20 protein-coding genes are annotated in these 26,444 nt (G+C 59.9%); 14 read left to right on the forward strand and 6 right to left on the reverse strand.

The window, feature by feature from the left end; translation table 11 throughout:
* Positions 1–215: 215 nt before the first annotated feature.
* On the reverse strand, positions 216–686 hold the full coding sequence (locus tag ACI77D_RS13280) for a DUF1289 domain-containing protein (RefSeq protein ID WP_064452676.1): 471 nt from the start codon (positions 684–686) through the stop codon (positions 216–218).
* A 394-nt stretch (positions 687–1,080) separates the two neighbouring features.
* Here ACI77D_RS13280 and acnB point away from each other — a divergent pair, with 394 nt between their 5' ends.
* Positions 1,081–3,690, forward strand: coding sequence for a bifunctional aconitate hydratase 2/2-methylisocitrate dehydratase (gene acnB / locus ACI77D_RS13285; protein WP_064452677.1), 2,610 nt, complete (start codon positions 1,081–1,083; stop codon positions 3,688–3,690).
* A gap of 50 nt (positions 3,691–3,740) precedes the next feature.
* On the opposite strand, the gene ACI77D_RS13290 is transcribed toward acnB, so the two are convergent.
* From ACI77D_RS13290 to ACI77D_RS13300, 3 genes are all read right to left on the reverse strand, one after another.
* Positions 3,741–5,393 carry a SulP family inorganic anion transporter gene (locus tag ACI77D_RS13290; RefSeq protein WP_407016736.1) on the reverse strand — a complete coding sequence of 551 codons (1,653 nt, stop codon included), beginning with the start codon at positions 5,391–5,393 and terminating at the stop codon, positions 3,741–3,743.
* Positions 5,383–6,000: a ParB-like protein gene (locus ACI77D_RS13295; RefSeq protein ID WP_221294932.1), complete on the reverse strand. Its 618-nt coding sequence runs from the start codon at positions 5,998–6,000 to the stop codon at positions 5,383–5,385. Before ACI77D_RS13295 ends, ACI77D_RS13290 begins: the two co-directional genes overlap by 11 nt.
* Before the next feature lie 127 nt (positions 6,001–6,127).
* Positions 6,128–7,405, reverse strand: coding sequence for a serine/threonine transporter (locus ACI77D_RS13300; RefSeq protein ID WP_064452680.1), 1,278 nt, complete (start codon positions 7,403–7,405; stop codon positions 6,128–6,130).
* Between the two features lie 412 nt (positions 7,406–7,817).
* On the opposite strand from ACI77D_RS13300, the gene ACI77D_RS13305 reads away from it, so the two are divergent.
* The 7 genes from ACI77D_RS13305 to ACI77D_RS13335 all read left to right on the forward strand — a co-directional run bounded on the left by ACI77D_RS13305 (position 7,818) and on the right by ACI77D_RS13335 (position 14,728).
* Entirely contained in the window at positions 7,818–8,318 is a 501-nt protein-coding gene (locus tag ACI77D_RS13305; RefSeq protein ID WP_407016737.1) for a DUF4822 domain-containing protein, read from the forward strand.
* A 127-nt stretch (positions 8,319–8,445) separates the two neighbouring features.
* Complete coding sequence (locus ACI77D_RS13310) at positions 8,446–8,892, forward strand: hypothetical protein (RefSeq protein ID WP_064452682.1); 447 nt, start codon at positions 8,446–8,448, stop codon at positions 8,890–8,892.
* A 340-nt stretch (positions 8,893–9,232) separates the two neighbouring features.
* Positions 9,233–9,760 (forward strand): cysteine hydrolase family protein, encoded by a 528-nt coding sequence (locus ACI77D_RS13315; protein ID WP_407016738.1) that lies wholly within the window; start codon positions 9,233–9,235, stop codon positions 9,758–9,760.
* A gap of 94 nt (positions 9,761–9,854) precedes the next feature.
* Positions 9,855–10,805 (forward strand): 2-hydroxyacid dehydrogenase, encoded by a 951-nt coding sequence (locus ACI77D_RS13320; protein ID WP_064452684.1) that lies wholly within the window; start codon positions 9,855–9,857, stop codon positions 10,803–10,805.
* Positions 10,806–10,895: 90 nt separating this feature from the next.
* Positions 10,896–12,752, forward strand: a complete 1,857-nt coding sequence (locus ACI77D_RS13325) for a pilus assembly protein TadG-related protein (RefSeq protein ID WP_064452685.1) — start codon at positions 10,896–10,898, stop codon at positions 12,750–12,752.
* A 130-nt stretch (positions 12,753–12,882) separates the two neighbouring features.
* Positions 12,883–13,950 carry a phosphotransferase family protein gene (locus tag ACI77D_RS13330; RefSeq protein ID WP_407016739.1) on the forward strand — a complete coding sequence of 356 codons (1,068 nt, stop codon included), beginning with the start codon at positions 12,883–12,885 and terminating at the stop codon, positions 13,948–13,950.
* 10 nt (positions 13,951–13,960) lie between these two features.
* On the forward strand, positions 13,961–14,728 hold the full coding sequence (locus tag ACI77D_RS13335) for an SDR family oxidoreductase (RefSeq protein ID WP_128591280.1): 768 nt from the start codon (positions 13,961–13,963) through the stop codon (positions 14,726–14,728).
* A 113-nt stretch (positions 14,729–14,841) separates the two neighbouring features.
* On the opposite strand, the gene ACI77D_RS13340 is transcribed toward ACI77D_RS13335, so the two are convergent.
* A complete protein-coding gene (locus tag ACI77D_RS13340; protein ID WP_407016740.1) occupies positions 14,842–15,471 on the reverse strand; it encodes a DNA-3-methyladenine glycosylase I in 630 nt (209 codons plus the stop codon).
* A gap of 216 nt (positions 15,472–15,687) precedes the next feature.
* Here ACI77D_RS13340 and ACI77D_RS13345 point away from each other — a divergent pair, with 216 nt between their 5' ends.
* The 4 genes from ACI77D_RS13345 (at position 15,688) to ACI77D_RS13360 (ending at position 19,319) form a co-directional block, all read left to right on the forward strand.
* Positions 15,688–17,013 (forward strand): C4-dicarboxylate transporter DctA, encoded by a 1,326-nt coding sequence (locus tag ACI77D_RS13345; RefSeq protein ID WP_407016813.1) that lies wholly within the window; start codon positions 15,688–15,690, stop codon positions 17,011–17,013.
* 171 nt (positions 17,014–17,184) lie between these two features.
* Complete coding sequence (locus ACI77D_RS13350; protein ID WP_053255777.1) at positions 17,185–17,886, forward strand: FadR/GntR family transcriptional regulator; 702 nt, start codon at positions 17,185–17,187, stop codon at positions 17,884–17,886.
* Between the two features lie 17 nt (positions 17,887–17,903).
* Entirely contained in the window at positions 17,904–18,659 is a 756-nt protein-coding gene (locus ACI77D_RS13355) for a GntR family transcriptional regulator (protein ID WP_407016741.1), read from the forward strand.
* A 30-nt stretch (positions 18,660–18,689) separates the two neighbouring features.
* Complete coding sequence (locus tag ACI77D_RS13360) at positions 18,690–19,319, forward strand: hypothetical protein (protein WP_221294938.1); 630 nt, start codon at positions 18,690–18,692, stop codon at positions 19,317–19,319.
* A 191-nt stretch (positions 19,320–19,510) separates the two neighbouring features.
* On the opposite strand, the gene ACI77D_RS13365 is transcribed toward ACI77D_RS13360, so the two are convergent.
* On the reverse strand, positions 19,511–24,379 hold the full coding sequence (locus ACI77D_RS13365; protein WP_064452690.1) for an NAD-glutamate dehydrogenase: 4,869 nt from the start codon (positions 24,377–24,379) through the stop codon (positions 19,511–19,513).
* 490 nt (positions 24,380–24,869) lie between these two features.
* Here ACI77D_RS13365 and ACI77D_RS13370 point away from each other — a divergent pair, with 490 nt between their 5' ends.
* Together ACI77D_RS13370 and ACI77D_RS13375 are read left to right on the forward strand one after the other, a co-directional pair.
* Positions 24,870–25,223: a hypothetical protein gene (locus ACI77D_RS13370; protein WP_064452691.1), complete on the forward strand. Its 354-nt coding sequence runs from the start codon at positions 24,870–24,872 to the stop codon at positions 25,221–25,223.
* Between the two features lie 258 nt (positions 25,224–25,481).
* A complete protein-coding gene (locus ACI77D_RS13375; RefSeq protein WP_003174327.1) occupies positions 25,482–26,441 on the forward strand; it encodes a MoxR family ATPase in 960 nt (319 codons plus the stop codon).
* Positions 26,442–26,444 lie beyond the last annotated feature (3 nt).

The raw sequence follows: 26,444 nt of genomic DNA on the forward strand, positions 1-26,444 counted from the left end.
GTTTGCCAAAAGTGACCCGCCGTAAGGGCGGAACCCTAAGCAGCCGTTACCGCAGCAACGGATATGTACTCAATCTACCTAAACTCCTCACAGGCTCAGAGCAACATAAAGAATTGCGTAGATACCTATGCTGCGATAGCGATAGATCAGTCAACGTTGTGTCGCCTGGCAGACAGCCATCGCAGGCAAGCCAGCTCCCACATTGACCTCTGCAGTCAGTGTCCCAGCGCGTCTTTCAAAAACCCCGGCGCGATATAACGCTGATAATGCGCCTCGGACAAGATAAAAAACTCCCGGTCGATGGCATCACGCAACTCCGGCAACGCCCAGTCACGAAACTCCGGCAACAGCACCATGCCATAGGCTTCCAGGTTGGAAATCACCCGTGCGCCACGGGCGATCAACTGATAGGCCCAGCAGTACTCGGACTGATGCGGCACGAAGCGAATCTTGCGCTGCTCCAGTTGCCCGCGCAGCATCTTGGGGTCGAAGACTTCCAGTTTACCGGCCATTACCAGCACCAGCAGTTGCTCGAGCCTGAGCCAGACTGCGCGTTTTTCTTCTTCGTTATAGCCATTCCATTGGATGACTTCATGGTGGAAGCGCTTGCAGCCACGGCACACGAGATCGCCGTACACCGTGGAGCACAGGCCGACGCAAGGGGTCTTGATGGTTTGGTTGGGCATGGGTAACGACACGCAAATCAGCGAAACAATGCGCCATGTTAGCCCTTTGTCTAAGATTCATCACCCAGCAAACTTGGTTAGGCAACTTACCTTTAGATTTTTTTTGCCGTAGAATCATCCGGCCTTGTAAGGCGCCAATAATCCGCTGGAAGCTGTTTTCAAAGCGTCACGAGCACAGTCGTTCCTTCAGAACGGTGTTGGCGTGGATTTGACCCGGTAGGTCAGAGCCCGCGCCAACCCTCATCAGCTCCGTTCTGCAGGCGTAAAACTTTGAAAGCAGCTTCTGTGAGGAATGCCGGCAGCGCTGGCTTTGCGGCCCAAAAGCCCCCGAGCGCATGCGTGCCGTTCATTTCTGGATGAGCGTCCCGTGGGACCACTGATGAGGGTAATAACTGTGCTTGAAGCCTACCGCAAACATATCGAAGAGCGCGCAGCACTGGGTATCGTTCCCCAGCCGCTTAACGCCGAACAAACCGCAGGCCTGGTCGAGCTGCTGAAAAATCCTCCGGCTGGCGAAGAAGAATTCCTCGTTGACCTGATCACCAACCGCATTCCACCAGGCGTTGACGAAGCTGCCTACGTCAAGGCCGGTTTCCTGTCTGCCCTGGCCAAGGGCGAAGCCACTTCCCCCCTGATCGACAAGAAACGCGCTGTTGAACTGCTTGGCACCATGCAAGGCGGCTACAACATCGTGACGTTGGTCGAGTTGCTGGACGACGCCACGCTTGCACCGGTAGCTGCCGCCCAACTCAAGCACACCCTGCTGATGTTCGATGCGTTCCACGACGTGGCTGAAAAAGCCAAGAACGGCAACGAACACGCCAAAGCCGTGATCCAGTCCTGGGCCGACGGCGAGTGGTTCAAGAACCGCCCGACCCTGGCCGACAAGATCAGCCTGCGCGTGTTCAAGGTGACTGGCGAAACCAACACCGACGACCTGTCCCCTGCGCCTGATGCCTGGTCCCGTCCAGACATCCCGTTGCACGCTCTGGCCATGCTGAAAATGGCCCGTGAAGGCATCGTGCCGGACGAGCAAGGCAAGACCGGCCCGATGAAGCAGATCGAAGAAATGCGCGGCCAGGGCTTCCCGATCGCCTACGTCGGTGACGTGGTCGGTACCGGTTCGTCCCGTAAGTCGGCGACCAACTCCGTACTGTGGTTCTTCGGTGACGACGTTCCTTACGTGCCGAACAAGCGTGCCGGCGGTTTCTGCTTCGGCAGCAAGATCGCTCCAATCTTCTACAACACCATGGAAGATGCGGGCGCACTGCCAATCGAATTCGACGTTACCAACATGAACATGGGCGACGTGATCGACCTGTACCCGCATGCTGGCAAAGTCTGCAAACACGGCACTGACGAAGTCCTGACCACCTTCGAAATGAAGACCCCGGTGCTGTTGGACGAAGTGCGTGCCGGTGGCCGTATCCCGTTGATCATCGGCCGTGGCCTGACCGAGAAGGCTCGCACCGAACTCGGCCTGCCGCCTTCGACCCTGTTCAAGCTGCCGGAAGCGCCGGCTGAAAGCGACAAGGGCTTCACCCTGGCGCAGAAAATGGTCGGCCGTGCATGCGGTCTGGCAGAAGGCAAAGGCGTTCGCCCTGGCACCTACTGCGAACCGAAGATGACCACCGTAGGCTCTCAGGACACCACCGGTCCTATGACCCGTGACGAACTGAAAGACCTGGCGTGCCTGGGCTTCTCGACCGATCTGGTAATGCAGTCGTTCTGCCATACCGCGGCCTACCCAAAGCCGATCGACGTGACCACCCACCACACCCTGCCTGACTTCATCATGACCCGTGGCGGTGTATCGCTGCGTCCAGGCGACGGCATCATCCACAGCTGGCTGAACCGCATGCTGCTGCCGGACACCGTCGGCACCGGTGGTGACTCCCACACCCGTTTCCCGATGGGCATCTCGTTCCCGGCCGGTTCCGGTCTGGTGGCGTTCGCTGCAGCCACTGGCGTTATGCCACTGGACATGCCGGAATCGATCCTGGTGCGCTTCAAAGGCAAAATGCAACCTGGCATCACCCTGCGTGACCTGGTTCACGCCATTCCTTACTACGCGATCCAGGCTGGCCTGCTGACCGTAGAGAAGAAAGGCAAGAAGAACGCCTTCTCCGGCCGCATCCTGGAGATCGAAGGCCTGAACGACCTGACGCTGGAACAGGCTTTCGAGCTGTCCGACGCCTCGGCTGAACGTTCGGCTGCCGGTTGCACCATCAAGCTGTCGAAAGACTCCGTCACCGAGTACCTGAACTCCAACATCACCCTGCTGCGCTGGATGATCGGCGAAGGCTACGGCGATGCACGGACCCTGGAACGTCGCGCCCAAGCGATGGAAGCCTGGGTTGCCAACCCGGAGCTGATGGAAGCCGATGCCGACGCGGAATACGCCGAAATCATCGAAATCGACCTGGCCGAAATCAACGAGCCGATTCTCTGCGCGCCAAACGACCCGGACGATGCTCGTCTGTTGTCCAGCGTTGCCGGCGAGAAGATCGACGAAGTGTTCATCGGTTCGTGCATGACCAACATCGGTCACTTCCGCGCTGCCGGTAAGTTGCTGGAACAGGTCAAGGGTCAGCTGCCAACCCGTCTGTGGCTGTCGCCGCCGACCAAGATGGACGCTCACCAACTGACCGAAGAAGGCTACTACGGCATCTACGGCAAGGCTGGCGCGCGCATGGAAATGCCGGGCTGCTCGCTGTGCATGGGTAACCAGGCACGTGTAGAGCCGAACTCGACGGTTGTGTCGACGTCGACCCGTAACTTCCCGAACCGTCTGGGTGATGGCGCAAACGTCTACCTGGCTTCGGCCGAGCTGGCGGCTGTAGCTTCCACGCTGGGTCGCCTGCCGACCGTCGAAGAGTACATGGGCTACGCGGCCAAACTGGACACCATGGCCAGTGACGTTTACCGCTACCTGAACTTCGACCAGATCGCCGAGTTCCGTAAAATCGCAGCAAGCGCCAACATCCCGGTGATTCAAGCCTAAGGTGTGTTGACGTAAAGGACGCCGCGTATCGAAAGATGCGCGGCGTTTTTTTATGCCCGTGAATTGACGCTCAGCGCAAGCTGTACTGCGTCGTCAACGCTCAAGCCGCTGAGCAATACCTGTGGCGCCGAGGCTTCAGGCAACGCCTGCAACACCTCGCGGGCCTCATGCCGCACGCGTGCCAGAACCAGGCGCTTGCCCTCCCCCCGCACTTGCGCGAAAAACGCTGCCAGCGCTTCGATACTGGTGCCGTCGAGGTCAGGGGACTCTTCCAGGCTCAGCACCACGGCCTCGGCCTGCGATTGACGCATCAGGCGCAACGCCGCGCCGAGGACGCGTTCGGCATTGGCGAAAAACAGCGCTTCGTTGGGCCGTACGATCAACACGCCAGGTACGTCCAGCGCATCGGCATGGTGCTGGCGATCGACAAAGTCGTGACTGTCAGCCAAACGCCCAAGCACCTGAATATCTGCCGACGACATCTGGCGCAACATCAACACCACGCTGATCGCCACGGACACCAACAGCCCGTCCAGTACGCCCAGCAACAGCACGGCCGCCACGGCACAGATCACCAGCAAACGGTCACGCCGCCATAGGAAGTAGCGCCCCAAAGGTTGCAGGCTCAAGCCGCGACCCAGCGCATAGATGACAATGGCGGCGAGCACCGGCTCCGGGGTCAGCGCTACATACGGCAACACCGTCAACACGATCACCAACACCACCAGCGCGGCAACGATGCCTGCCAGCCGCGAGCCGGCGCCAGCGGCTTCATTGGCCGACGTCGCCGAATAGCCCGCGCCGGCCGGCATGCCGTGGAACAATCCCGAGATCAGGTTAGCCGCACCCAACGCGAGCAAATCGCGATTGGATGACACCCGATCTCCGTGTTTAAGCGCGAACGAACTGATGGAGCCGTAGGACTCCGCATACAGGATCATGACCAGGGCAAACGCCAATTCGCCCAGGCGCAACCAGTCCGCGAACGGCAGGACCGGGAAGTGGCCCAATTCCAGCCGCAGGTCGATCAGGCCGATCAACGCTACGCCGTGGGCCTGTAGATCCAGGTACTGCCCGGCGCCGATACCGAGGACCACCACCAACAATCCGCCTGGCAGGCGCGGTATTCGCGCGCATAGCCACAACACAACCAACGCAGCCGCCGCAACCAACGCAGCCGGCCAATTCCAACGGGGCAGTTGCTCCAGCAACTGCGGCAGGAAGCGGATCAGGTTGTTGTCGACCAGGTGCACGCCCACCACGCTGGCCAACTGCTTGAGGATGATGGTCAGCGCCAGGCCGAAGGCAAAGCCACGCAACACCGGCTTGGCGATAAACGACGTTACACCGCCCAGCTTGAATAACCCGGCCAACAGGAAAAGCACCCCGGTGATCAACACCAGCCCAAACGCCAGGGACAGCCTCAGCGCCGGGTCATCGCCCGCCAGACTCGACGTAGCCGCCGCCAGCACCGCCGCAGAAGATGACGTCGCCGAGACAATCGCAAAGCGACTGGTGCCGAACAGGCCGTAACACACCAGCCCGGCAAACAAGGCAATCACACCGGCCTGGGGCGGCAGCGCGGCAATGCTCGAATACGCCACGGCCTCCGGCAGCAGCAAACCGGCAATGGATAACCCGGCGAGGATGTCCTGGGTACGATTGGGCGGTGCAACAACAGGCGTTTCGGTTTCAGTTTTCAATCGGCCCAACCCATCCTGGTAAATAACGCGCTTCCTGGCTGCGCGCCAGGACCATGACCTTGCTCAACAACTTGGGGTTTGGCTGGCTGGCCACGTCGCTGCCAATGCGGCTGCGCAGGAAATCCGCCCACAGAAACTCGCTGAATGGCGTCGCATCCTTGGCGTAACCGCCGGCCGTGCGCAACATGCCCGCCAGGCTGCGGTAAGGGTCATCCTGCAAATCGGTAATTTTGCGCGGAATGGCTTCGTAGGTACGCCGTAAACCACGCGCGTCGTAAGGGTGCACCCATTGATTGAACGCCATGACGTTCCAGAACGTGCTGCGGTCCACAAATGACAGGTCCTTGAGCATCAACAAGGACACACTCTTGACGCCCTCCAGCATCAGCGCCAGGCCAAAATGGTGATGATCGGTGATGTAATAGCGCTCGTCCGGGCCGAGCACGCAAGGAAACCAGTGCTTGTCGAGCGCGGCGGCGCGCTCCTTGCGCTTGAGTTTGGTCCAGGCTTCGCGCTTGGTGGCGACTTCAGCCAGGCCCACTGTCAATTGAGTGGGGTGCAGTTTTTCCAGCTTGCCTGTAACCAGTTGCGGACGGGGCCGGGCCATGGGCGTCTCCAAAAAGGGAACCAATAAGCCGACAGCTTAGCCCTCATTGATTGGCGAGTTTTTTCAGCGCGAAAAAAAAGCCGATTCGCGCTGTGCGCGAATCGGCCTTGGTGCGTGCAGCCTGCCGTCAGGACAGCAGCGAGTAGATCAACGCAGTAATCGCAACCAAGCCTACCGCCGTGACAAACACGTTGGACGCCTGCCCACGGTATTTGGCCATGGCCGGCACTTTGCGGATCGCGTACATCGGCATCAGGAACAGGATCGACGCGATGATCGGGCCGCCCAGCGTCTCGATCATGCCCAGGATACTCGGGTTAAGCGTGGCGACGATCCAGCACACCACCAGCATGAACGCAGCGGTCATGCGGTCCAGCGCCTTGGCTGCCGGACGGCGACCGGTTTTAAGCACCAGGCCCTTGAGGCCTTCGCTGGCACCGATGTAGTGGCCCAGGAACGACTTGGCAATCGCCACGAACGCAATCAACGGTGCGGCGAAGGCGATTGTCGGATTGTCGAAGTGGTTGGCCAGGTACGACAGGATCGACAGGTTCTGCGCTTTCGCTTCGGCCAACTGCGCCGGCGACAGGGTCAGCACGCAGCTGAACACGAAGAACAGCACCATCACCACCATCAACAGGTGCGCACGGGACAGGATCTGCGAACTGCGCTCATCGGCGTTGGCGCCGTACTGGCGCTTCTGGTCAACCGCGAAGGCCGAGATGATCGGCGAATGGTTGAACGAGAACACCATCACCGGAATCGCCAGCCACAGCGTGCTGAGCAACGCCGACGGCGCCGGCACCTCACTGGCGGTGCTGAGAATGCCGCCGGTCCAATGCGGGATCAGGTACACCGCCAGGAACAGCAAGGCGACGATAAACGGATAGACCATCAGGCTCATGGCCTTGACGATCACTTGTTCGCCGCAACGCACCACGGCCAACAGCCCGAGAATCAGCACAAATGCCAGGATCGCGCGCGGCGGCGGCAGGATGTGCAGTTGGTGTTCCATAAAGCTACTGACGGTGTTGGTCAGCGCCACGCTATAGATCAGCAGGATCGGGAAGATGGCGAAGAAGTACAACAAGGTGATCAACGCACCGGCTTTGACACCGAAATGTTCTTCAACCACGTCGGTAATGTCGGAACCTTCGCGGCCGGACAGTACGAAACGGGTTAGCCCACGGTGGGCAAAGAATGTCATCGGGAATGCCAGCAGCGCCAGGATCACCAGTGGCCAAAAGCCCCCCAGGCCCGCGTTGATCGGCAAAAACAAAGTACCGGCGCCGATGGCGGTGCCGAACAGCCCAAGCATCCAGGTGGTGTCCTGGCGGCTCCAGCTTGTGAGGGTTGCAGGTGTCGTTGCATAGCGTTCGTCGACGCTATTGGCCTGATCATTCATCCGGTCGGATCTCCGCATTTTCACGGCCGGGGCGAGTCAGAAAAACCTGACAGGCAGCGCCCCGACCACAACAGGGGCGCGATTGTCCGGGATTCTTGTGAATAAGCAAAGACTTAGCAGAGGAATGGTTAGGCACGGCAGCCGTTCACAGACAGCGTTGGCTGCGGTTTTCGAACACTGAGGAGTCGCGTAATCACTGCACACCCACAGCGCGCATCCCTTTAGGAGTTCGAGCTTTTCAAGAAGTACCCTACAGCACGACAAGACACTGCCTGCATCTAAATTATATTTTCACTAAAACACCACTATAACTGTAACAGGAACATTCATAGCTATTGAGCAAACTCGGCCACCCACACTAATATCCCCACGCACTGGAGGTAAACACTGACTAAACTCCCAGGAGTTAAACATGCGAAGACTCACTTTTGTATTGGCCGGCCTGCTTCTGACTGGGATATTCAATCCATCCAAAAGTTACGCACAACAAGCGGAGCCTGAACGGGATATCCGTGCGCTGGCGTCCTCCCCTCAATGGTTGACCACCAAAGTCTATATCGAAGGGGCCCCGGAAAAAGACGTCAAGGCAAACTACCCTGGCGTAGTGGGCATATCAATGTGGGACCCTCAGCGAAACCGCTATGAGTTCTTTTATACCGATACCGGGCGATCAAAATACGCGGATGGCGGTGGCGGGTATTTCCTGGTCACGGGCGACAGGAAAACCCACATTCTGGTGCCTGACGCTGGCCCTACCAGAACCGTTGTCAGACGGCTGGAAAAGCTGGATAGCAGCGAGTTCACCTATTCTCGAGAAGTACCTCGCGACATGGTAGCCAATCAGCCAACGGTTCGAATTTATGTGGTGCACGCCCCTTACAACGGCCCCATAAAGACAGCCATGTCGAACTAAGCGAACTCAAACACTGCATTAAAATGCCACGTTGACTCGGCATACCCACCGCAATGTTATTGGCGCGCACTGCCCTCACTTGGCTATATGAGCACGCCTTTCTATAAAAAAAGCAAGGTACCGACACATGAACATACTCACTCCTCGTACGTCACTGTTAATACCTGCACTGCTCGCGATTATCCTGCTGCCAAGCGTGGTCACCGCGCAGACCGGCGCAAGTTCCAGCGCAAAAAATATTACCGCCACAGCTGACAACGCCGTTATGTTGACCGTATTTCTTAAACACGATCAGTCACGGCCGTTAAGTGCGTTGAAAGCCCAACTGGCCAAGCAGGAGTTTCACAAAGTATTTCCGCCTGCCGGCGTGGAAGTCGTGAGTTGGAATATCACGATGGGCATCGGACAGGTCATCGTCCTGCGCCTTCCGGCATCGCGCCTGGCTGAGGTCAATTTAGCGATCGAAAACACCGCCTGGGGCGTTTACAAGACGGAATTCTTCCCCACCTATGATTTCATGCCGATAGCACAGGCAGAGCAAATCAAGGCGCGGCAGGCTGGCGCGGCTCAATAGGGACACCTCGCGGCTGAACGGCTATGGCGTCACCCTCGCTCGCACGATACGCAGCAGCAGGTTTGTCAGACGAGTTCCTTGAGGCCGTGCACTACACCCGGCAACGCGCAAAGCGATTGGACGCACCCGTTGACAGACTCGCGTACGCGCCAGCATGATCGGGCCATGAACTTTACTCAGCGACGCCTCACCCGCACCATCACCACGACCGCTTATGGCGGGTCGTGCGGTTGCTGTGGGTGCGTGAACTAGAGACACCCAGAAACAACCCAAGGCCCCGCCAGCAATGGACGGGGCCTTTTTATTGCTCCGCCCTCTGGCCACTGCAAGGAGCAAGACCATGGCAAACGCCCTGCTGATCATCGATATGCAAACCGGTTTATACGACGGGCCGGAAAAACCCTTCAAGCGCGAACGTGTGCTCGACACCATCAACCAGCTTATCCATCGCGCCCGCAGCGCCAACGCACCGATCTTCGTTGCCCGGCACACTGGCCCCGCGGGCTCGCCGATTGAAGCCGGCAGCCCACTCTGGCAGCTGTGGCACGGCCTGGAGGTCGAAGAAGCGCGCGACCACCTGTTCAATAAAACCCGCCCCAGCTGCTTCCTGGGGACTGATCTGGCGAATCAGTTGGCCGCCGCGCAGGTCAATGAACTGGTGATTGTCGGGATGAAAACCCAGTTCTGCATCGACACCACTTGCCGAGTAGCGGTGGAGCTTGGGTTTTCGGTGGTATTGCCGCAGGACGGCCATACTTGCATGGACACTCCGACGTTGTCGGCCGAGGCGATCATCGAGCATCACAACGCGACCCTGGCCGGGGCATTTGTGAAGCGGGTGACAGCGCAGACTATTGAGTTCCAGTGATACCTATGCGGGATTTTTTTGTGACTGAACAAAACGTTCCGTCTTACAAATCCCGCATACTCATTCTCTCAAACCCTTCAGGAAGAGCCTTCCGATGTCCACCACTGTTCTGGTCCTGGTTGAAACCATCAACGAATACCTGCAAATCATTGAGAGCAACGACTTTCACGTGATTCTGGCGCCGACGCCGGCCGAGCGCGCCCAGGCGATCAAGGCCCATGGTGGGCAGATCAAGGCAGTGCTGACCCGTGGGCCGTTGGGATTGTATGCCGAGGAAATCGCCGCGCTGCCGCTGCTGGAGATCATCTGCGTGATCGGCGCTGGCTACGAGCATGTGGACCTGCAGGCGGCGAGCAATCGCGGGATTGTTGTGACCAACGGCGCGGGTGTGAACGCACCGTCAGTGGCCGACCACGCCATGGCGTTGCTGCTGTCGCTGGTGCGCGGCATTCCGCAAACGGACGCAGCCGTAAGGCGCAGCGAATGGCCGAAGGTGATGCGCCCTTCCCTGGGCGGCAAACACCTGGGCATTCTCGGCCTTGGCGCGGTGGGCATGGAGATCGCCAAGCGCGCCGCCCTCGGGTTCGGCATGGAGGTGAGTTACCACAACCGCCAGCCCCGCGATGACGTGGATTACACCTACTGCGCAACGGCCGTGGAGCTTGCGCGCACATCGGACTTCCTGATCCTGGCGACACCCGGTGGCGCAAGTACCCGTCACCTGATTGATCGCCACGCCCTGGACGCCCTGGGGCCGCACGGTTACCTGGTGAACATCGGGCGCGGCAGTGTGGTTGTGACCGCTGACCTGGTGACCGCCCTTGAGCAGCGGCGTATCGGCGGTGCCGCACTGGATGTGTTCGACGATGAGCCCAAAGTGCCCGACGCCCTCAAACACCTGAGCAATACCGTGCTCACCTCCCATGTGGCCGGCCTGTCGCCGGAAGCGGCCCATGACACCGTGCAGCGCGTGGCCGACAACCTGGTGGAATACTTCGCGGGCCGCCCCGTTCTGACGCCCGTTACCTTGCCGCCACGCAACTAGTAGCGATTAGCCAGCGCCTGCGCAAAACCTGACTACACTGTTTTCGGGGATGCTCAGGACGTCGGTGCAGGACCGGCGAAGGAACGCACAATGTTTGGCCATGGACTCGGCCCGGCCCGCCAACGCGGGGTCATCGGCCTGGTGGGCGCTGTAACCCTCGGGATCGCGTTGTTGTTTCTGTTGCTGGTGATCGACAGCGGTCGCTTGTACCTGGAGAAGCGCAAGTTGCAGCGCGTGGCCGATACCGCGGCGCTGGAAGCGGTGAGCCGCGGCGGCACATGCGCGGCGCCCAATAACAATGCAGCGCAATTCGCAACGCAAAGCGCGGAACGCAACAACTTCAAGGTCGACGCCGATCGCACGCTGGCAATCGCCTGCGGCACCCTGGCCACCGGTGCTGACTTTATGCGCACCTTCAGCGCCGATCCCAACAAGGCCGACGCCATCCGGGTCATCGCCACCCATCGCGTCACGACCAGCGTTGGCCACGCCATCCACTCATTATTCTCGGGACGAACCCTCAGCCAGACCTCTCTCTTGAGCGCCACGGCGGTCGCTGCCGCACCCTCGCCGCCCGTGGCGACCCTCACCGTTCGCAGTACCTTGTTGACGGTGGACAGCACCAAATCGGCGGCACTCAATGGCTTGATCGGCGGTTTGCTGGGCGGCAAATTACAAATCGATGCGGTGGGCTGGAAAGGCTTGATCAACACGGACATCAGCTTGCTCAGCTACCTGGACGCGTTGGCTATCCGCCTGAATGTCAGCGCCGGCAACTACGACCAGTTGCTTAAGACCGACGCGACCGTCGGCCAGTTGATCCAGGCCGCCATCGATGTGCTCAAGCTGGGCGGTGATGCGGTCAAGGTGGTGATCAATAACCTCGAAGCAATCAAGCTGATTGCGCCAGGCACACAGATCCTGCACCTGGGCGACCTGATCAATATACAAAACGGCACGGACAAGAGCGCCCTGGACGTCAACCTGCAACTGTTCAACCTGATTCAGGGCTTTGTGCAGCTATCCAACAAAGCCAGCGCAGTGGCCGTCGAATTGCCGGTGGACGTACTGGGGCTGCTGAATATCACGGTCAAGACCCGTGTCATCGAACCCGCGCAGATTTCTGCAATTGGCAACCCGCAGTTGATCGATACCCAGCCGATTTTTGTCAGGACCGCGCAAGTCCGCACCTGGATTTCCTTGAAGCTGCCCGTCATCGACGTGCTCAATAAAGTGATCGGCCTGGTCACCGATGTGGTGGGTTTGCTGCTGGGCAGTTCACTCGATCCTGTGCCGGGCACGCAAATAGACATTGCCCTCGAGGCCGCCAGCGGTAGCAGTTACGTCACCGGCTACCGCTGCAACGGGCCCGCAGACAAATCACTGTCCGTGTCAGGCAGCACGTCTGCGGTGCGATTGATGGTGGGCCAGATAGATCCGAAAAACCTGTTTTCCTCCACCGAAACCCTGAAAGTCGACGATTTTCCGCTGCTCGACCTTGGCGTCAAAAAATGCAGCCAAGGCGTGTGCGAGCCTAGGCAGCCCTACGCAGTCGGCGGCCTCAGCCTGAGGGTCGACAGCAGCGTGGCCGAGACCACGCGCAACCATGTCTACGTGGCGCCTCCGGAGGTGAAACAGCCACCGAGCTACTTCAGCTTCAGTTCCAATAACGTCATCGGCAGCTTGAGCAACACCCTTAACGGAATTCGGCTGACCAGCCATACACCGACGCTCGACGGGCTTCTAGGCTTAGTGCTCGGCCTGGTGGTCGGCATACTGACCGAGGTCCTGAACCTGCTCAGCGGTATCATCTCAAGCCTGCTCAGCCCATTGCTCGACCCACTGGTCAACAGCCTGCTCGCGGGCCTGGGCATCGACCTGGCAAAAGTCGAAATAGGTGCCAACCTGTCCTGCAACCCCGGTGGCCGGGCGATGCTGGTGATTTGAACACATCAAGCCCGCTGATCATCATCCAACACGCTAACCTATTAAGCCGCCCCGACCTTGTCGCTGGGCGGTGGTGCGCATTAGATTAGCCAATAGTCCAAGGCCTTTAGAATAAGCAGAAGGGATAAGCATGGCGCTTAACGACCAATCGACCCAGATTCGCCCAGGCGAAGAACTTGATGCCAGCCTGATCGATCCCTACCTCAAGGCCCACATTCCGGGCTTGAGCGGCACGGTCAAAATCAGCCAGTTCCCCGGCGGTGCGTCGAACCTGACTTACCTGCTTGAATACCCGGGCCAGGAATTCGTGCTGCGGCGCCCGCCGTTTGGCCACAAGGCCAAGTCCGCCCATGACATGGGCCGCGAGTACCGCATTCTCAACCAGCTGAAAGACGGCTTCCCCTATTGCCCTAAAGCCTATGTGCATTGCACCGATGAGTCGATGATCGGCGCCGAGTTCTATGTGATGGAACGGGTCAACGGCATCATTCTGCGCTCCGACCTGCCGCCCGAGCTGGGCCTGGATGCGGCCAGGACCGAAGCCCTGTGCAAAAGCTTTATCGACAAGTTCGTCGAACTGCACCAAGTCGATTACACCGCCTGCGGCCTGGCCGACCTGGGCAAGCCTGAAGGCTACGTAGAGCGCCAGATTCGCGGCTGGAGCGACCGCTACGAAAAAGCCCTGACCCCCGATGCCCCACGCTGGGAAGCGGTGCGCGCATGGCTCAACGACAAGATGCCGGCCGACCACCCTACCTCCAGCATCGTGCACAACGACTACCGCTTCGACAATGTGATCCTCGACCCCAACAACCCGATGCAGATCATCGGCGTGCTGGACTGGGAGCTGACCACCTTGGGCGACCCGTTGATGGATTTGGGCAACACCCTCGCCTACTGGATCGAAGCCGCTGACCCCGCGCCCGTGCAACTGATGCGCCGCCAGCCGAGCAACGCCCCCGGCATGCTCACGCGCCGCCAGTTCGTCGATTACTACGCCGAGCGCGCCGGCATCCAGGTCGACAATTTCGATTTCTATTACACCTACGGCCTGTTCCGCCTGGCCGGTATCGTGCAGCAGATCTACTACCGCTTTTTCCACGGCCAAACCCAGGACAAACGCTTTGCGCAGTTCATCCATATGAACAAGCTGCTGGAGCAAATGAGCCTGAATGTCATCGACAAATCCGCCCTCTGAAGGAAACCTTATGTCCAAGACTCACCTGTTCGACCTCGACGGCAAGATTGCTTTTGTTTCCGGCGCCAGCCGCGGTATCGGTGAAGCCATTGCCAAGCTCCTGGCCCAGCAAGGCGCCCATGTGATTGTCTCCAGCCGCAAGCTTGAAGGCTGCCAGCACGTGGCCGATGCGATCATCGCCGCAGGCGGCAAGGCCACCGCCGTGGCCTGCCATATCGGCGAAATGGAACAGATCACCCAGGTGTTCGCCGGCATCCGTGAACAGTTCGGGCGCCTGGATATCCTGGTCAACAACGCCGCGACCAACCCGCAATTCTGCAACGTGCTCGACACCGACCTCGGCGCCTTCCAGAAGACGGTTGACGTCAACATTCGCGGCTACTTCTTCATGTCCGTGGAAGCCGGCAAGCTGATGCGCGATAACGGCGGCGGCAGCATCATCAACGTGGCGTCGATCAACGGTATTTCCCCAGGTGTATTCCAGGGTATTTACTCGGTGACCAAGGCCGCCGTGATCAACATGACCAAGGTATTTGCCAAAGAGTGCGCGGCGTTCGGCATCCGTTGCAACGCCCTGCTGCCTGGCCTGACCGACACCAAGTTCGCTTCGGCGCTGGTGAAGAACGACGCGATCCTGAAAATGGCCCTGGCGCAGATCCCACTCAAGCGCGTGGCGGACCCGAGCGAAATGGCCGGCGCGGTGTTGTTCCTGGCCAGCGATGCCTCCAGCTACACCACCGGTGTATCGCTGAATGTGGACGGTGGTTTCCTGTCCTGACCCGCCAGGCACAACCACATCCCTCTGAGAGCTGGCACGCCCGCGACAGCGGCGTGCCAGCCATTGGATTGACCGGCACAGCGCGATCATGCGCAAGCTTGAAGCCGATTGGTTCAGGGGCGCTTGAACTGTTGGCGTAGCGCTTCGATCCGCGGTCGGCAGGCACACCCTTCCAAGTGGTCATTGACCATGCCCATGGCCTGCATCAGCGCATACATCGTGGTCGGGCCGACAAAGGTCCAGCCGCGTTTCTTCAAGGCTTTCGACAAACGCACCGAAGCCGATGATGTCGGGTTGCCTGTCCAGTAAGCCATGTCCACCCGCGCCGGACGCTCCTCATCCGTCGGTTCAAATGCCCACAGCCAGCGCGCCAGCGAGCCGGTTTCATCCACCAGTTCACACGCTCTGCGCGCATTGTTGATGGTAGAGACGATCTTCGCGCGGTTGCGCACGATGCCCGGGTCATTCATCAGCCGCGCTATGTCGGGCTCGGTGTATTGCGCCACGCGGCGAAAGTCAAAGCCCTCAAACGCGGCCCGAAACTGCTCGCGCTTGCGCAAAATGGTGATCCAGGCCATGCCCGCCTGAAAACCTTCCAGGCAGATCTTCTCGTACAGCTGGATATCGTCGGCTACCGGCACGCCCCATTCATCATCGTGGTAACGCGGGTACTCCGGCGCCGCCGTGCGCCAGGTGCAGTGAGTCAGCCCTGCTGCATTCGTGGTCAGTCCTGGTTTGTCCATCATCACCTCGCGTAACAAGCGGCGGATGATAAGCGAAAATTTTTCCGACCCGCCAACCGCTCAAGCATCGCAATCACCGACCAACTGGTCAGACCGGGACCGGTCAAGCACAGAATATTTACTTGTGGTTTCAAAAAAAACCGGCGTAGACTGGCCGCGCACTGGACTTACCGGTAAGACCACAACAATTAAGCCCTGGAACCACCAGGGCACCGAATAGAGATCCCTCCCATGCTCAGATGGTGCTCGCGTTCGATTTTCCTGCAAGTCGTGATTGGCCTGATGCTCGGCATCGTCTGCGGCCTGGCCCTTCCCGAATTCTCCTCGCAACTCAAAACCCTGGGTGACGGCTTTATCAAGCTGATCAAGATGCTGATTGGCCTGATCGTGTTTTGCGTGGTGGTCAGCGGTATTTCCGGCGCCGGCGACTTGAAAAAAGTCGGGCGTATCGGCCTCAAGTCGGTGATCTACTTTGAAGTGCTCACCACCGTCGCCCTGGTGATCGGCCTGATCATGGCCTTCAGCACCGGTATCGGCACCGGCGCCAATATCCACCTGGAGCAGTTGTCCTCCGCCGGTCTGAATGAACTGGCCGACAAGGGCCAGCATATCCGCGGCACCAGCCAGTTCCTGATGGAGCTGATTCCCAACTCGGTGATCGGCGCCTTCGCCGACAACAATGTGCTGCAAGTGCTGCTGTTCTCGGTGCTGTTCGGCAGCGCGCTGAACCTGGTGGGTGAAGCCGCTTCCGGCATCTCGCGGCTGATCAATGAACTGAGCCATGTCATCTTCCGCATCATGGGCATGATCGTACGCCTGGCGCCCATCGGCGTGTTCGGTGCCATCGCCTTCACCACCAGCACTTATGGCCTGGATTCGCTGCAACACCTGGGCAGCCTGGTGGGCTTGTTCTACCTGACCTGCTTTGCCTTTGTCGGGCTGGTGCTTGGCCTGGTAATGCGCCTGTCCGGCCTGCGCATGCTGCCGCTGCTCAAGTACCTGCGCGAAGAGCTGCTGATCGTGATGGGCACCGCGTCGTCCGACGCCGTGCTGCCACAGATCATGCGCAAACTTGAACACCTGGGCATCGGCAGCTCGACGGTCGGCCTGGTGATTCCAACCGGCTACTCGTTCAACCTCGACGGTTTCTCGATCTACCTGACCCTGGCCATCGTGTTTATCGCCAATGCCACCGGCACGCCGTTGTCGATGACCGACCTGTTGACCATTTTGCTGGTGTCGCTGATCACCTCCAAAGGTGCCCACGGGATTCCAGGCTCGGCGCTGGTGATTCTGGCGGCGACCCTCACGGCCATTCCGGCGATTCCGGTGGTGGGCCTGGTGCTGGTGCTGGCGGTGGACTGGTTCATGGGCATCGGCCGCGCGCTGACCAACCTGATCGGCAACTGTGTCGCCACCGTGGCCATTGCACGCTGGGAAAAAGACATCGATATCCAGCGCGCCAACAAGGTGCTGCACGGCGAGCAAGGCTATGCCTTTCAGGCCAAGAAGCCGGTGTTGCCGGCGCATCAGGAGTTCTGACCCATTCTATGAGCGAGACAGATCAACTGTGGGAGCGGGCTTGCTCGCGAAGGCGTTGGGTCAGCTAAATAATAAGCTGACTGACACTCCGTATTCGCGAGCAAGCCCGCTCCCACAGTTTGACCGTCGCCAGTTTGGCCATTGTATTTGCACTCTCAAGGAGACGTAGACGTGATCAGCACCTCAACCGTCGTCAACTCAGTCGTAGAAAAACTGCGCGCGGCCCTGGCCCGGGGCCAGTGGCGGCGTGGCGAAATGCTGCCCGGCCAGCGCGAACTGGCCGAGCAGATGGGCATCAGTCGCCCGAGCCTGCGTGAAGCCGTGATCGTGCTGGAAACCCTCGGCCTGGTGCGTTCGATGCCGGGCAAGGGCGTGGTGGTGCTGGAAACCAGCCTCAGCGAACCGCAATCGAGCGACGCCGTGGCGGACGCAAGCCTCGAAGACATCCTGCAACTTCGCTACACCCTCGAGCCCTTCATCGTCGGCCTGGTCGCTCAGTCCATCAGCAGCAAGGAAGTCGGCCAACTGCGCCTGACACTCATGGACATGCGCGAAGCCCTGGATGCCGGCGATGCCGAAGCGGGCATGAACGCCTACATCGGCTTCCACGAAGAACTGTTCGCCCTCACCTCCAACCCGATCTTCCAGAACGTGGTGCAACAGACCAGCAACGCCCTCAAGCAGAGCGCCCAGGTGTTGCGTAACTCACCCGAACACCTGGCGGAACGCCTGCAGGAAAACGAGGCCGTGGTGCGCGCGATCCGCAACAAGAACAGCGCCCTGGCGAGTGCCGAAATGCGTCGGCACATCCTTCAGGAAGGCCTGCGCATGGGCATCCGCTTGAACATCCCGGACGACCATCTGGGCAGCTGACTTTTTGGAGACAGGCCATGACCGCTCACGCGCTGCACCGCAAATCAGTCCTCACCGCCCTGCCCGCGATGCGTCTGGTGGCAGGTAAAAAGCCGTCGGTGGAAGACATCTACCCGCGCCTGTTCGACGCCATTCTGGAACAACGCATCGCACCCGCCAGCCGTTTTACCGAAGAAAGCCTGGGCGAAACCTTTGGTGTCAGCCGCAGCGTGATTCGCCGGGTACTGGCAAAGCTGTCGCATCAGCAAGTCATCATTCTGCGCCCCAACCAGCGCGCCCAAGTGGCCGCGCCGGATGCCCTGCAGACGCGACAGATTCTGGAAGCGCGACGCCTGGCGGAAATCACCGTGGTGCAGTTGGCCTGTGTGCACGCCACACCGACCCAGGTTCGGCACTTGCATGAGCTGATCGCTCGTGAACGTGAGTGCATCGAGCGCGATCAACGCGGGCCGGCGATTCGCCTGTCCGGGGAATTCCACCTGCAATTGGCCGCGATGGCGCGGAATGCTCCGCTGGCGCAGTTTCTCAACAGCCTGGTACCGCTGACCTCGCTGATCATCGCCCAATATGAGGCGCACGCCTGCACGTACTGTGCGTGGCAGGAGCATGCAGCCATTGTCGACGCCGTCGAGCAACGGGATGTGAACAGCGCAGTCAGCCTGATGACCGAGCATCTGGATCACCTGGAAACCAAGCTACTGAGCCGCGCTGCATTTGCGAAAAACCCGACAGAACCGGTTATCGCTGACAGGCAAAATGCATTCATTCCTTAGCTCACGTCTTACACGCGGATGAATACCTCTATGCGAGCCTTCACCTTTACGTTGTTCGCTGCCATTTTCGCTCTACCTCTCATTGCTCAAGCACAGGCAGGCGACGAGTCAGGTATCGGAACTGCCATCATTACCCCAGCGCACCCTGTGTGGTTGCTTGAGCAACCCTACGCAGACAGCCCGATGCTCACCGCGCGTACTTTTGGTGTCAGCGCCTACGGCGGCTTTCACGTCAAGGCCAGCCTGGAAATCAGCTGTCACCCGCAGAACCCGACGGCCAGCCTTGCGCTGCAGATCACCCCGCAATCACTGGGTTTCGACAGCGATCCGTTTGAAGGCAAAGATGCCAGCGCAAACGGCCCGTTGCGTATTACCACCGGAACACGCGCGAGCATCGAACGCCCGGTAAATGGCGTTTGGACTTACGCCGGGGCTTTCCAGATCGGTACGGTCTTTGCGCTCAGCACCTCTGTTCCGCCCGATGAATTAGCCTACTGGGTCAGCGATGCTTCGCGAGGCCAAGCGCTAAAACTTTCATTAGCCCCGGCCACAGAAGGCGCAGAGCCGTTGACCGCGACGTTCGCGTTGCCGGAAAACAACAACGGGTTGAAAAAAATCATCCAGTCTTGCCAGGGTATTGCCAGCGCGACCCCGCGCTAGTTTTTGAGATCAAACACACTGTGGGAGCTGGCTGGCCTGCGATAACGGTCTCTCAGTGGAGAATGGGCTGGCTGACCCACCGCTATCGCAGGCAAGCCAGCTCCCACCGTTGACCCTGGTGTTTGATAAATAGGGTTCCAACAAAAAGCCCCCGTATCTCACGATACGGGGGCTTTTGTTTTACCGCAGGATCAAGCCGGCGCAAGCACCGACTGACCGCTCAACGCCAGGTCCAACAACTCACGGTTGGCCACCGCGTACATGGCGTAGTCCGTGCCGACAGCTGCACGAATTTCCACCATCATTGCGCGCCAGCGATCGGCCATGTCCTGGTGCTGCTCAAGCCACAGGGCCACGCGGGCTTCCATGTCTTGTGGCGCATCGGCCATTTGCAGGACCGCGATGGTGATCGCCCGTTGCTGCCAGTCCACGTCGTCGCGGAAGGCTTCGCGTGCCTGGGCCTGCCAGTTGTTGGCCACCGGCAGATCGCTGATCTGCTGCAGGTACCACGGCAAGTCCAGGGCACTGCCGACGGCGAAGTAGGCTTTGGCCACTTCAGCGGCGTCATGCCCGGTAACGTCGGCGGCTTCGATGATCGGCAGCAATGTGTACAGGTGGGTAGTACCTGCAACCATGCGCGCCAACAATTCCGGTACGCCGGCTTCGGTGTAGGCCTGGTAGCGGTTCTGCCAGCCTTCGCGGGTCGGGCCTTCCAGCAATTCGTCGAGCTTGAGGCCCAACGCCGCCAGGTGTGGACCGAAATGCGCGGTGTCACGGCCAGCGTCCTGCTCGTTGCGACGGCTGCGCAGGAACCAGCGCGTAGCACGGCGGCCCAGGCGCATCAGCTCGTCCATCAGCTCCAGTTGCACGTCGGCGGAGACCAGGTGGTCCAGGGCTTCAATCTGACGGAACCAGTGCGGGAGATGGAAGATGTCACGCACAATCACATACGCGCCCGCTACGTTCGCCGGGCTCATGCCGGTCGACTCTTTGAGTCGTTGAACGAAGGTGATGCCCATGTGGTTAACCAGGTCGTTGGCGATCTGGGTGCTGACGATCTCACGCTTGAGGCGGTGGCGACGCATGGCTTCGCCGAACTTGGCGACCAGGCTCGGTGGGAACGCGGTCTCCATGTCACGGGTCAGGTAGTCGTCATCCGGCACCAGCGACTTGAGCAGTGCTTCCTTGAGGTCGATCTTGCTGTAGGAGATCAACACCGACAGCTCCGGACGGGTCAGGCCCTTGCCGGTTGCGGCGCGCTCGGAGAGCTGCTCCTCGGTCGGCAGGTACTCGATGGCGCGGTCCAGCTTGCCACGGCCTTCCAGGTCGCTCATCAGGCGCTTGTACTCGGCAGCACGCTCGTAGGCACGGCGTGCGGCCAGGGACAACGCCTGGGTTTGCTTGTAGTTGTTGCCCAACACCAGGTTGCCGACTTCGTCGGTCATGCTCGCCAGCAGCTGGTTGCGCTGCTTGTCGGTCATGTCACCGGCCTGCACCACTTCGTTGAGCAGGATCTTGATGTTCACTTCGTGGTCGGAGCAGTCCACACCACCGGCGTTGTCGATGAAGTCGGTGTTGGAACCGCCGCCATTGAGGCCGAATTCCACACGACCCAGCTGGGTCATGCCGAGGTTACCGCCCTCGCCCACGACCTTGCAGCGCAGCTCGTTGCCGTTGACGCGCAGCGCGTCGTTGGCCTTGTCGCCCACGTCGGCGTGGCTTTCAGTGCTGGCCTTGACGTAAGTACCGATACCGCCGTTCCACAACAGGTCCACCGGCGCCTTGAGCAAGGCGTTCAGCAGTTCGGTCGGGGTCAGCTTGTCGGCCCGGATGTCGAAGCGCTCTTTCATCTGTGGCGAGATGGCAATGCTCTTCGCGCTGCGCGAGAAGATACCGCCGCCTTCGGACATGATGCTGGTGTCGTAGTCGGTCCACGCCGAACGCGGCAGCTCGAACATGCGCTGACGCTCGACGAAGCTGGTCGCCGGGTTCGGGTTCGGGTCGATGAAGATGTGCAAGTGGTTGAAGGCCGCGACCAGTTGCAGCTTGTCGGACATCAACAAGCCGTTACCGAACACGTCACCGGCCATATCGCCGACGCCCACCACCGTGATGCTGTCTTCCTGCACGTTGATGCCGCGCTCACGGAAGTGACGCTGCACACCGACCCACGCGCCCTTGGCGGTGATGCCCATTTTCTTGTGGTCGTAACCGGCGGAACCACCGGAAGCGAACGCATCGCCCAGCCAGAAGCCGTAGTCGATGGCAATGCCGTTGGCGATGTCGGAGAAGGTCGCAGTGCCCTTGTCCGCAGCCACGACCAGGTACGGGTCATCGTCGTCATGACGCACGACGTTGACCGGCGGCACCAGGGCGCCGTCTTTCAGGTTGTCGGTGATGTCCAACAGGCCGGAAATGAAGATGCGGTAGCAGGCGATGCCCTCGGCCGCGATCTCGTCCCGGCTGCCGCCCAATGGCAGGCGACGCGGCAGGAAGCCGCCCTTGGCGCCCACTGGCACGATCACCGAGTTCTTCACTTGCTGGGCTTTTACCAGGCCGAGCACTTCGGTACGGTAATCCTCTTCACGGTCGGACCAACGCAGGCCGCCGCGCGCGACGTTACCAAAGCGCAGGTGCACGCCTTCAACGCGTGGCGAGTACACGAAGATTTCAAACTTCGGCACCGGCTTGGGCAGCTCAGGGATGGCGCGCGGGTCGAACTTGAAGCTGAAGTACGACTTGTTCTGGCCGTTGGCGTCGGTCTGGTAGAAGTTGGTACGCAGGGTCGCCTTGATCAGGTCCAGGTAGCGACGCAGGATACGGTCTTCGTTGAGCACCTGAACGTCGTCCAGGGCGGTGAGGATCGCTTGCTCCAGACGTTGCTGCTTGTCTTCCAGGTCATCGGCGGTGAGCTTGCGCGCCAGGTAGAAGCGGGTCTTGAACAACCGGGTCAACTCGCGGGCGATGTCGGTGTGGTTGTTCAGGGTGCTGGCGATGTAACCGAGGTCGAAGCCCAGGCGGATCTGCTTCAGGTAGCGCGCGTACGCACGCAGCAGCGCCACGTCGCGCCAAGGCAGGCCGGCGGTCAGTACCAGGCGGTTGAACGCATCGTTTTCGGCATCGCCGTGAACGATGTGCACGAACGCGTCCTGCAAGGTGTCGTTGAGCTGCTGGATATCCAGGTTCACGCCTTCGGCGGCGATGAACGCAAAGTCATGGATCCAGAACTCGCGACCATTGGCATGACGCAGGCGGTACGGGAACTCACCCAGCACGCGCAGGCCGAGGTTTTCCAGGATCGGCAACACGTCGGACAACGCCAGCGGGGTATCGGCGTGGTAGAGCTTGCAATGCAGCTCGCGTTGGCCGGAGACCTGGCCCAACGGCTGGTAGAAGCTCATCACCAGCGGGTTGGCTTCGGTCAGGCTGTTCAGGTGCTGCATATCGACCACAGCCGAATGCGCAGCAAAACGCTCACGGTAACCGGCTGGGAAGCCTTTCGGGAAATCCGCCAGCACGTTGGTGCCTTGGGCTTCGCCGAAGCTTTCCACGACCAGGCTGGAGTAGTCGTCCTGCCAGCTGCGGCAGGCCTGCACCACTTCTTTTTCCAGTTGCAGCGGGTCGATGGCGAGGCGGTTCTTCGGGTCAACCCGCAGAATCAGTTGCACACGGGCCAGCACGGACTCGGAGAAGAAGGTCCAGAATTCGCAGTCCGAGGCTTTCAGACGATCCATCAGCACTTGCTGAATCTTCTGGCGCACTTCGGTGGAGTAGATGTCACGTGGCACGTAGGCCAGGCAGTAGCAGAAACGACCGTACGGGTCTTTGCGCAGGAACACGCGGATCTTGTTGCGCTCCTGGATCTGCACGATCGACATCACGGTGCTGAACAGCTCGTCGACCGGGGTCTGGAACAGGTCATCGCGCGGCAACACTTCAACGACTTGCGCCAGTTCCTTGCCCAGGTGAGCCTTGGCCTGGAAGCCCGAACGGCGTTCGATTTCCGCCACCTTGCGGCGGATATAAGGAATCACCCGCACGCTTTCGCCGTACACCGAAGAGGTGTAGAGGCCCATGAAGCGGTGTTCCTTGATAACTTTGCCGTCGGCGCTGATCTCGCGGATCGACACATAGTCCGGATAAGCCGGGCGATGCACGCGGCTTGGGTGCGCAGCCTTGGCGAACGACAGCACAACCGGCTCGTTCAGGTAGGCTACGGCGTAGTCTTCGATACGCAGGTCTTCGGCGGTGAGGCCGGCACGCAGCAGCTTGGTCAGGCCGAGGAAGGAATTGGCGTCATATTCGATATGACCGCCATCCGCCCCGTCACGTACCACAAACTCTTCATAGCCGAGGAAGGTGAAGTGGTTGCCCACCAGCCATTCCAGGAAGCTTTTGATCTCGGCTTTTTCTTCGCCGTCGATGCTGAACTTGCTTGCATCAATACCGGCCAGCAGGTCCTGGACCTTGGCTTTCATCGGTTCGAAATCGGCCACGGCCACGCGCACTTCGCCCAGTACCTGCTCAAGCTCTTTGCTCAGCACGCTCAGTTCGGCGGCATTGGCGCAGCGGTCGATTTCCAGGTACATCAGCGATTCTTGCTGGATGCCTTCGCCCTGGGTGCCTTTGGGCAGGATTTCCAGCAGCTCGGCCTTCTTGCCACGGCGCACGCTGAGGACGGTGGTCTGCAGGGTATGGATGCTGTAGCCACGACGGTTCAGCTCGGTACGGACCGAGTCCACCAGAAAGGGCAGGTCATGGTGCAGCACTTCGACGGCGGTATGGGTCGACTGCCAGCCATGACGTTCGTAATCGGGGTTGTAGACCCGCACTTGCGGTTGGGTGTGATCAAAGCGCTCAAGCAGGCGCCAGGCAGATAAAGTGCAACCGGCCAGGTCGGAAAGGCGACGTTGGGTCAGTTCGTCCAGGGAAATGATGCCGAAAAATTGTTCAGCGAACAGCGCCACTTGTGGCAGTGCCTGTTCACTGATGTGCTGCGCCAGTGCCGCTTGCAGTTGATGCTGGAAGTCGGCCTTGCTGGCTGCGGTGAAGAACGCCATCTGTGGTACTCCGCTTGGGCTTGTTATTGATGGAAGCGTCGCGTTTTCCCCTTGCGGGGAGACCGTCAGCGCTGTTCGCAGGTACTGATAACAAGCACCATAAACGAATCAGGGTGACAGGTGGGTGAAGCTGGACAAGACAATGAGGTCACATACAACTCCCATAAGATGTGCAGCATGCAGGGCGACGGTACGACGGGCAGGTCAGACTCCCGGCACAGAGCACATCCGTTGCGCAGCTTAACGAGTGTAGGAAGACGGCTGCTTGCGACGCTGCGACATATTCGGTCATCGGTACGCAGGCCTGGGGTTGCGACTTGAGCAACCCGTATTTTTCCGAAGAAAAACTCGCTATTTTTCAGCTCGCGAGTACCGAAAATGACTGATATAGCCCGTCAGGTCATACCCTGGGTCTGACACAGAATGCAGCACAAAATTCGCCGCAATGGCACAATTGCCCCGCTGTGCCCTCCCCCAAACAGGATTTCCCATGCTGCAACTGAACACCGACGCGCTGATGGCCACCCCGTGCGACGACGAAGAAGACAACATGGCCATGCTCTGCTGCCACGGTAAAAACGGCGAGATGTTCATGCTCACCCGTTACCCGGACGAAGATGAAGTCGAACTGACTTGGGATTACGAGCCGTCGACCCTGGATGGGCTGAAGGTCACGCTAAGCGACACGACGTTGCGGGTTGAGTTGGCTGCGGGCGATGCCGATGCACTGGGTGGCAAGGATCATCTGGAAATTCTCCACAGCACCGCCGCGTCGGATTTGGCTGAAGTGGAAGAAACCTTGCAGAACATTCTTAAGGGCACAGGCACCTTTACCCGAATCTAAACCGTACCAACGATCAAATGTGGGAGGGGGCTCGCCCCCGATAGCAGTCGATCAGTCACAGATGTATAAACTGATCCACCGCTATCGGGGGCAAGCCCCTCCCACATTGACCGTGTCCCCATACAAATTTCCTACAAGATTTGCCAAAAATACCCGTCACGCCGTTAGTCGCCACCCCCCTCGATGCATTAAAGTAAGCGCCCCAGGCCCGGCGTTTTTTCTCGACGCCCAGGCTCACCTCTCCAGGAACCGTCATCGATGGAACATCGTGAAGCGCTGCTCGCGCTGCGAACCTTTCTTTCTACGCAGATTCTCGGCCAGGAAAAACTCATCGATCGCCTCCTGATCGCCCTGCTTGCCGACGGCCATATGCTGGTCGAAGGCGCACCGGGCCTGGCCAAGACCAAAGCCATCAAAGAGTTGGCCGAAGGCATCGAAGCGCAGTTCCATCGCATCCAGTTCACCCCCGACCTGCTGCCTGCCGACATCACCGGCACCGAGATCTATCGCCCGGAAACCGGCAGCTTTGTGTTCCAACAGGGCCCGATCTTCCACAACCTGGTGCTGGCGGACGAAATAAACCGCGCACCGGCCAAGGTGCAGTCGGCACTGCTCGAAGCCATGGCCGAGCGCCAGGTCAGCGTCGGGCGCAGCACCTACGACTTGTCGCCACTGTTTCTGGTGATGGCCACGCAAAACCCCATCGAGCAGGAAGGCACCTACCCATTGCCCGAAGCCCAGCTCGACCGCTTCCTGATGCACGTCAAAATCGGGTTCCCGGATGCAGCGGTAGAGCGACGCATCCTGCAACAAGCCCGAGGCGAAGCCCTCAACGGTGAAACCAAGCCCGAACGCCGCGTCAGTCAGCAGGCGATTTTTGCTGCGCGCAAGGAAATCCTCGGCCTGTACATGGCCGATGCGGTGGAGGAATACCTGGTGCAACTGGTGATGGCCACGCGCACCCCGGCCAAGTTCGACCCGGAAATGGCCGAGTGGATCGCCTACGGCGCCAGCCCGCGCGGCTCTATCGCCCTGGACCGCTGCGCCCGCGCGCATGCGTGGCTGGCCGGCCGCGACTTTGTGAGCCCGGAAGATATCCAGGCCGTGCTGTTCGACGTGCTGCGCCACCGCATCATTTTGTCGTTCGAAGCCGAAGCGGCCGGCATTGACCAGGACCGCGTGGTGCAACGTATTCTCGATGTCGTTGCCGTCGCTTGAAAC

Origin of the sequence: Pseudomonas sp. O39 (assembly GCF_045447295.1) — a bacterium.
Taxonomy (GTDB): Bacteria; Pseudomonadota; Gammaproteobacteria; order Pseudomonadales; family Pseudomonadaceae; genus Aquipseudomonas; species Aquipseudomonas antarctica_A.

Excerpts from the sequence above, each read along its gene's own strand:
- ACI77D_RS13280 (WP_064452676.1), bottom strand. The coding sequence starts at position 686 with ATGCCCAACCAAACCATCAAGACCCCTTGCGTCGGCCTGTGCTCCACG.
- ACI77D_RS13295 (WP_221294932.1), bottom strand. The coding sequence starts at position 6,000 with ATGGCCCGGCCCCGTCCGCAACTGGTTACAGGCAAGCTGGAAAAACTG.
- ACI77D_RS13300 (WP_064452680.1), bottom strand. The coding sequence starts at position 7,405 with ATGAATGATCAGGCCAATAGCGTCGACGAACGCTATGCAACGACACCT.
- ACI77D_RS13305 (WP_407016737.1), top strand. The coding sequence starts at position 7,818 with ATGCGAAGACTCACTTTTGTATTGGCCGGCCTGCTTCTGACTGGGATA.
- ACI77D_RS13310 (WP_064452682.1), top strand. The coding sequence starts at position 8,446 with ATGAACATACTCACTCCTCGTACGTCACTGTTAATACCTGCACTGCTC.
- ACI77D_RS13315 (WP_407016738.1), top strand. The coding sequence starts at position 9,233 with ATGGCAAACGCCCTGCTGATCATCGATATGCAAACCGGTTTATACGAC.
- ACI77D_RS13320 (WP_064452684.1), top strand. The coding sequence starts at position 9,855 with ATGTCCACCACTGTTCTGGTCCTGGTTGAAACCATCAACGAATACCTG.
- ACI77D_RS13325 (WP_064452685.1), top strand. The coding sequence starts at position 10,896 with ATGTTTGGCCATGGACTCGGCCCGGCCCGCCAACGCGGGGTCATCGGC.
- ACI77D_RS13330 (WP_407016739.1), top strand. The coding sequence starts at position 12,883 with ATGGCGCTTAACGACCAATCGACCCAGATTCGCCCAGGCGAAGAACTT.
- ACI77D_RS13335 (WP_128591280.1), top strand. The coding sequence starts at position 13,961 with ATGTCCAAGACTCACCTGTTCGACCTCGACGGCAAGATTGCTTTTGTT.
- ACI77D_RS13340 (WP_407016740.1), bottom strand. The coding sequence starts at position 15,471 with ATGGACAAACCAGGACTGACCACGAATGCAGCAGGGCTGACTCACTGC.
- ACI77D_RS13355 (WP_407016741.1), top strand. The coding sequence starts at position 17,904 with ATGACCGCTCACGCGCTGCACCGCAAATCAGTCCTCACCGCCCTGCCC.
- ACI77D_RS13360 (WP_221294938.1), top strand. The coding sequence starts at position 18,690 with ATGCGAGCCTTCACCTTTACGTTGTTCGCTGCCATTTTCGCTCTACCT.
- ACI77D_RS13365 (WP_064452690.1), bottom strand. The coding sequence starts at position 24,379 with ATGGCGTTCTTCACCGCAGCCAGCAAGGCCGACTTCCAGCATCAACTG.
- ACI77D_RS13370 (WP_064452691.1), top strand. The coding sequence starts at position 24,870 with ATGCTGCAACTGAACACCGACGCGCTGATGGCCACCCCGTGCGACGAC.
- ACI77D_RS13375 (WP_003174327.1), top strand. The coding sequence starts at position 25,482 with ATGGAACATCGTGAAGCGCTGCTCGCGCTGCGAACCTTTCTTTCTACG.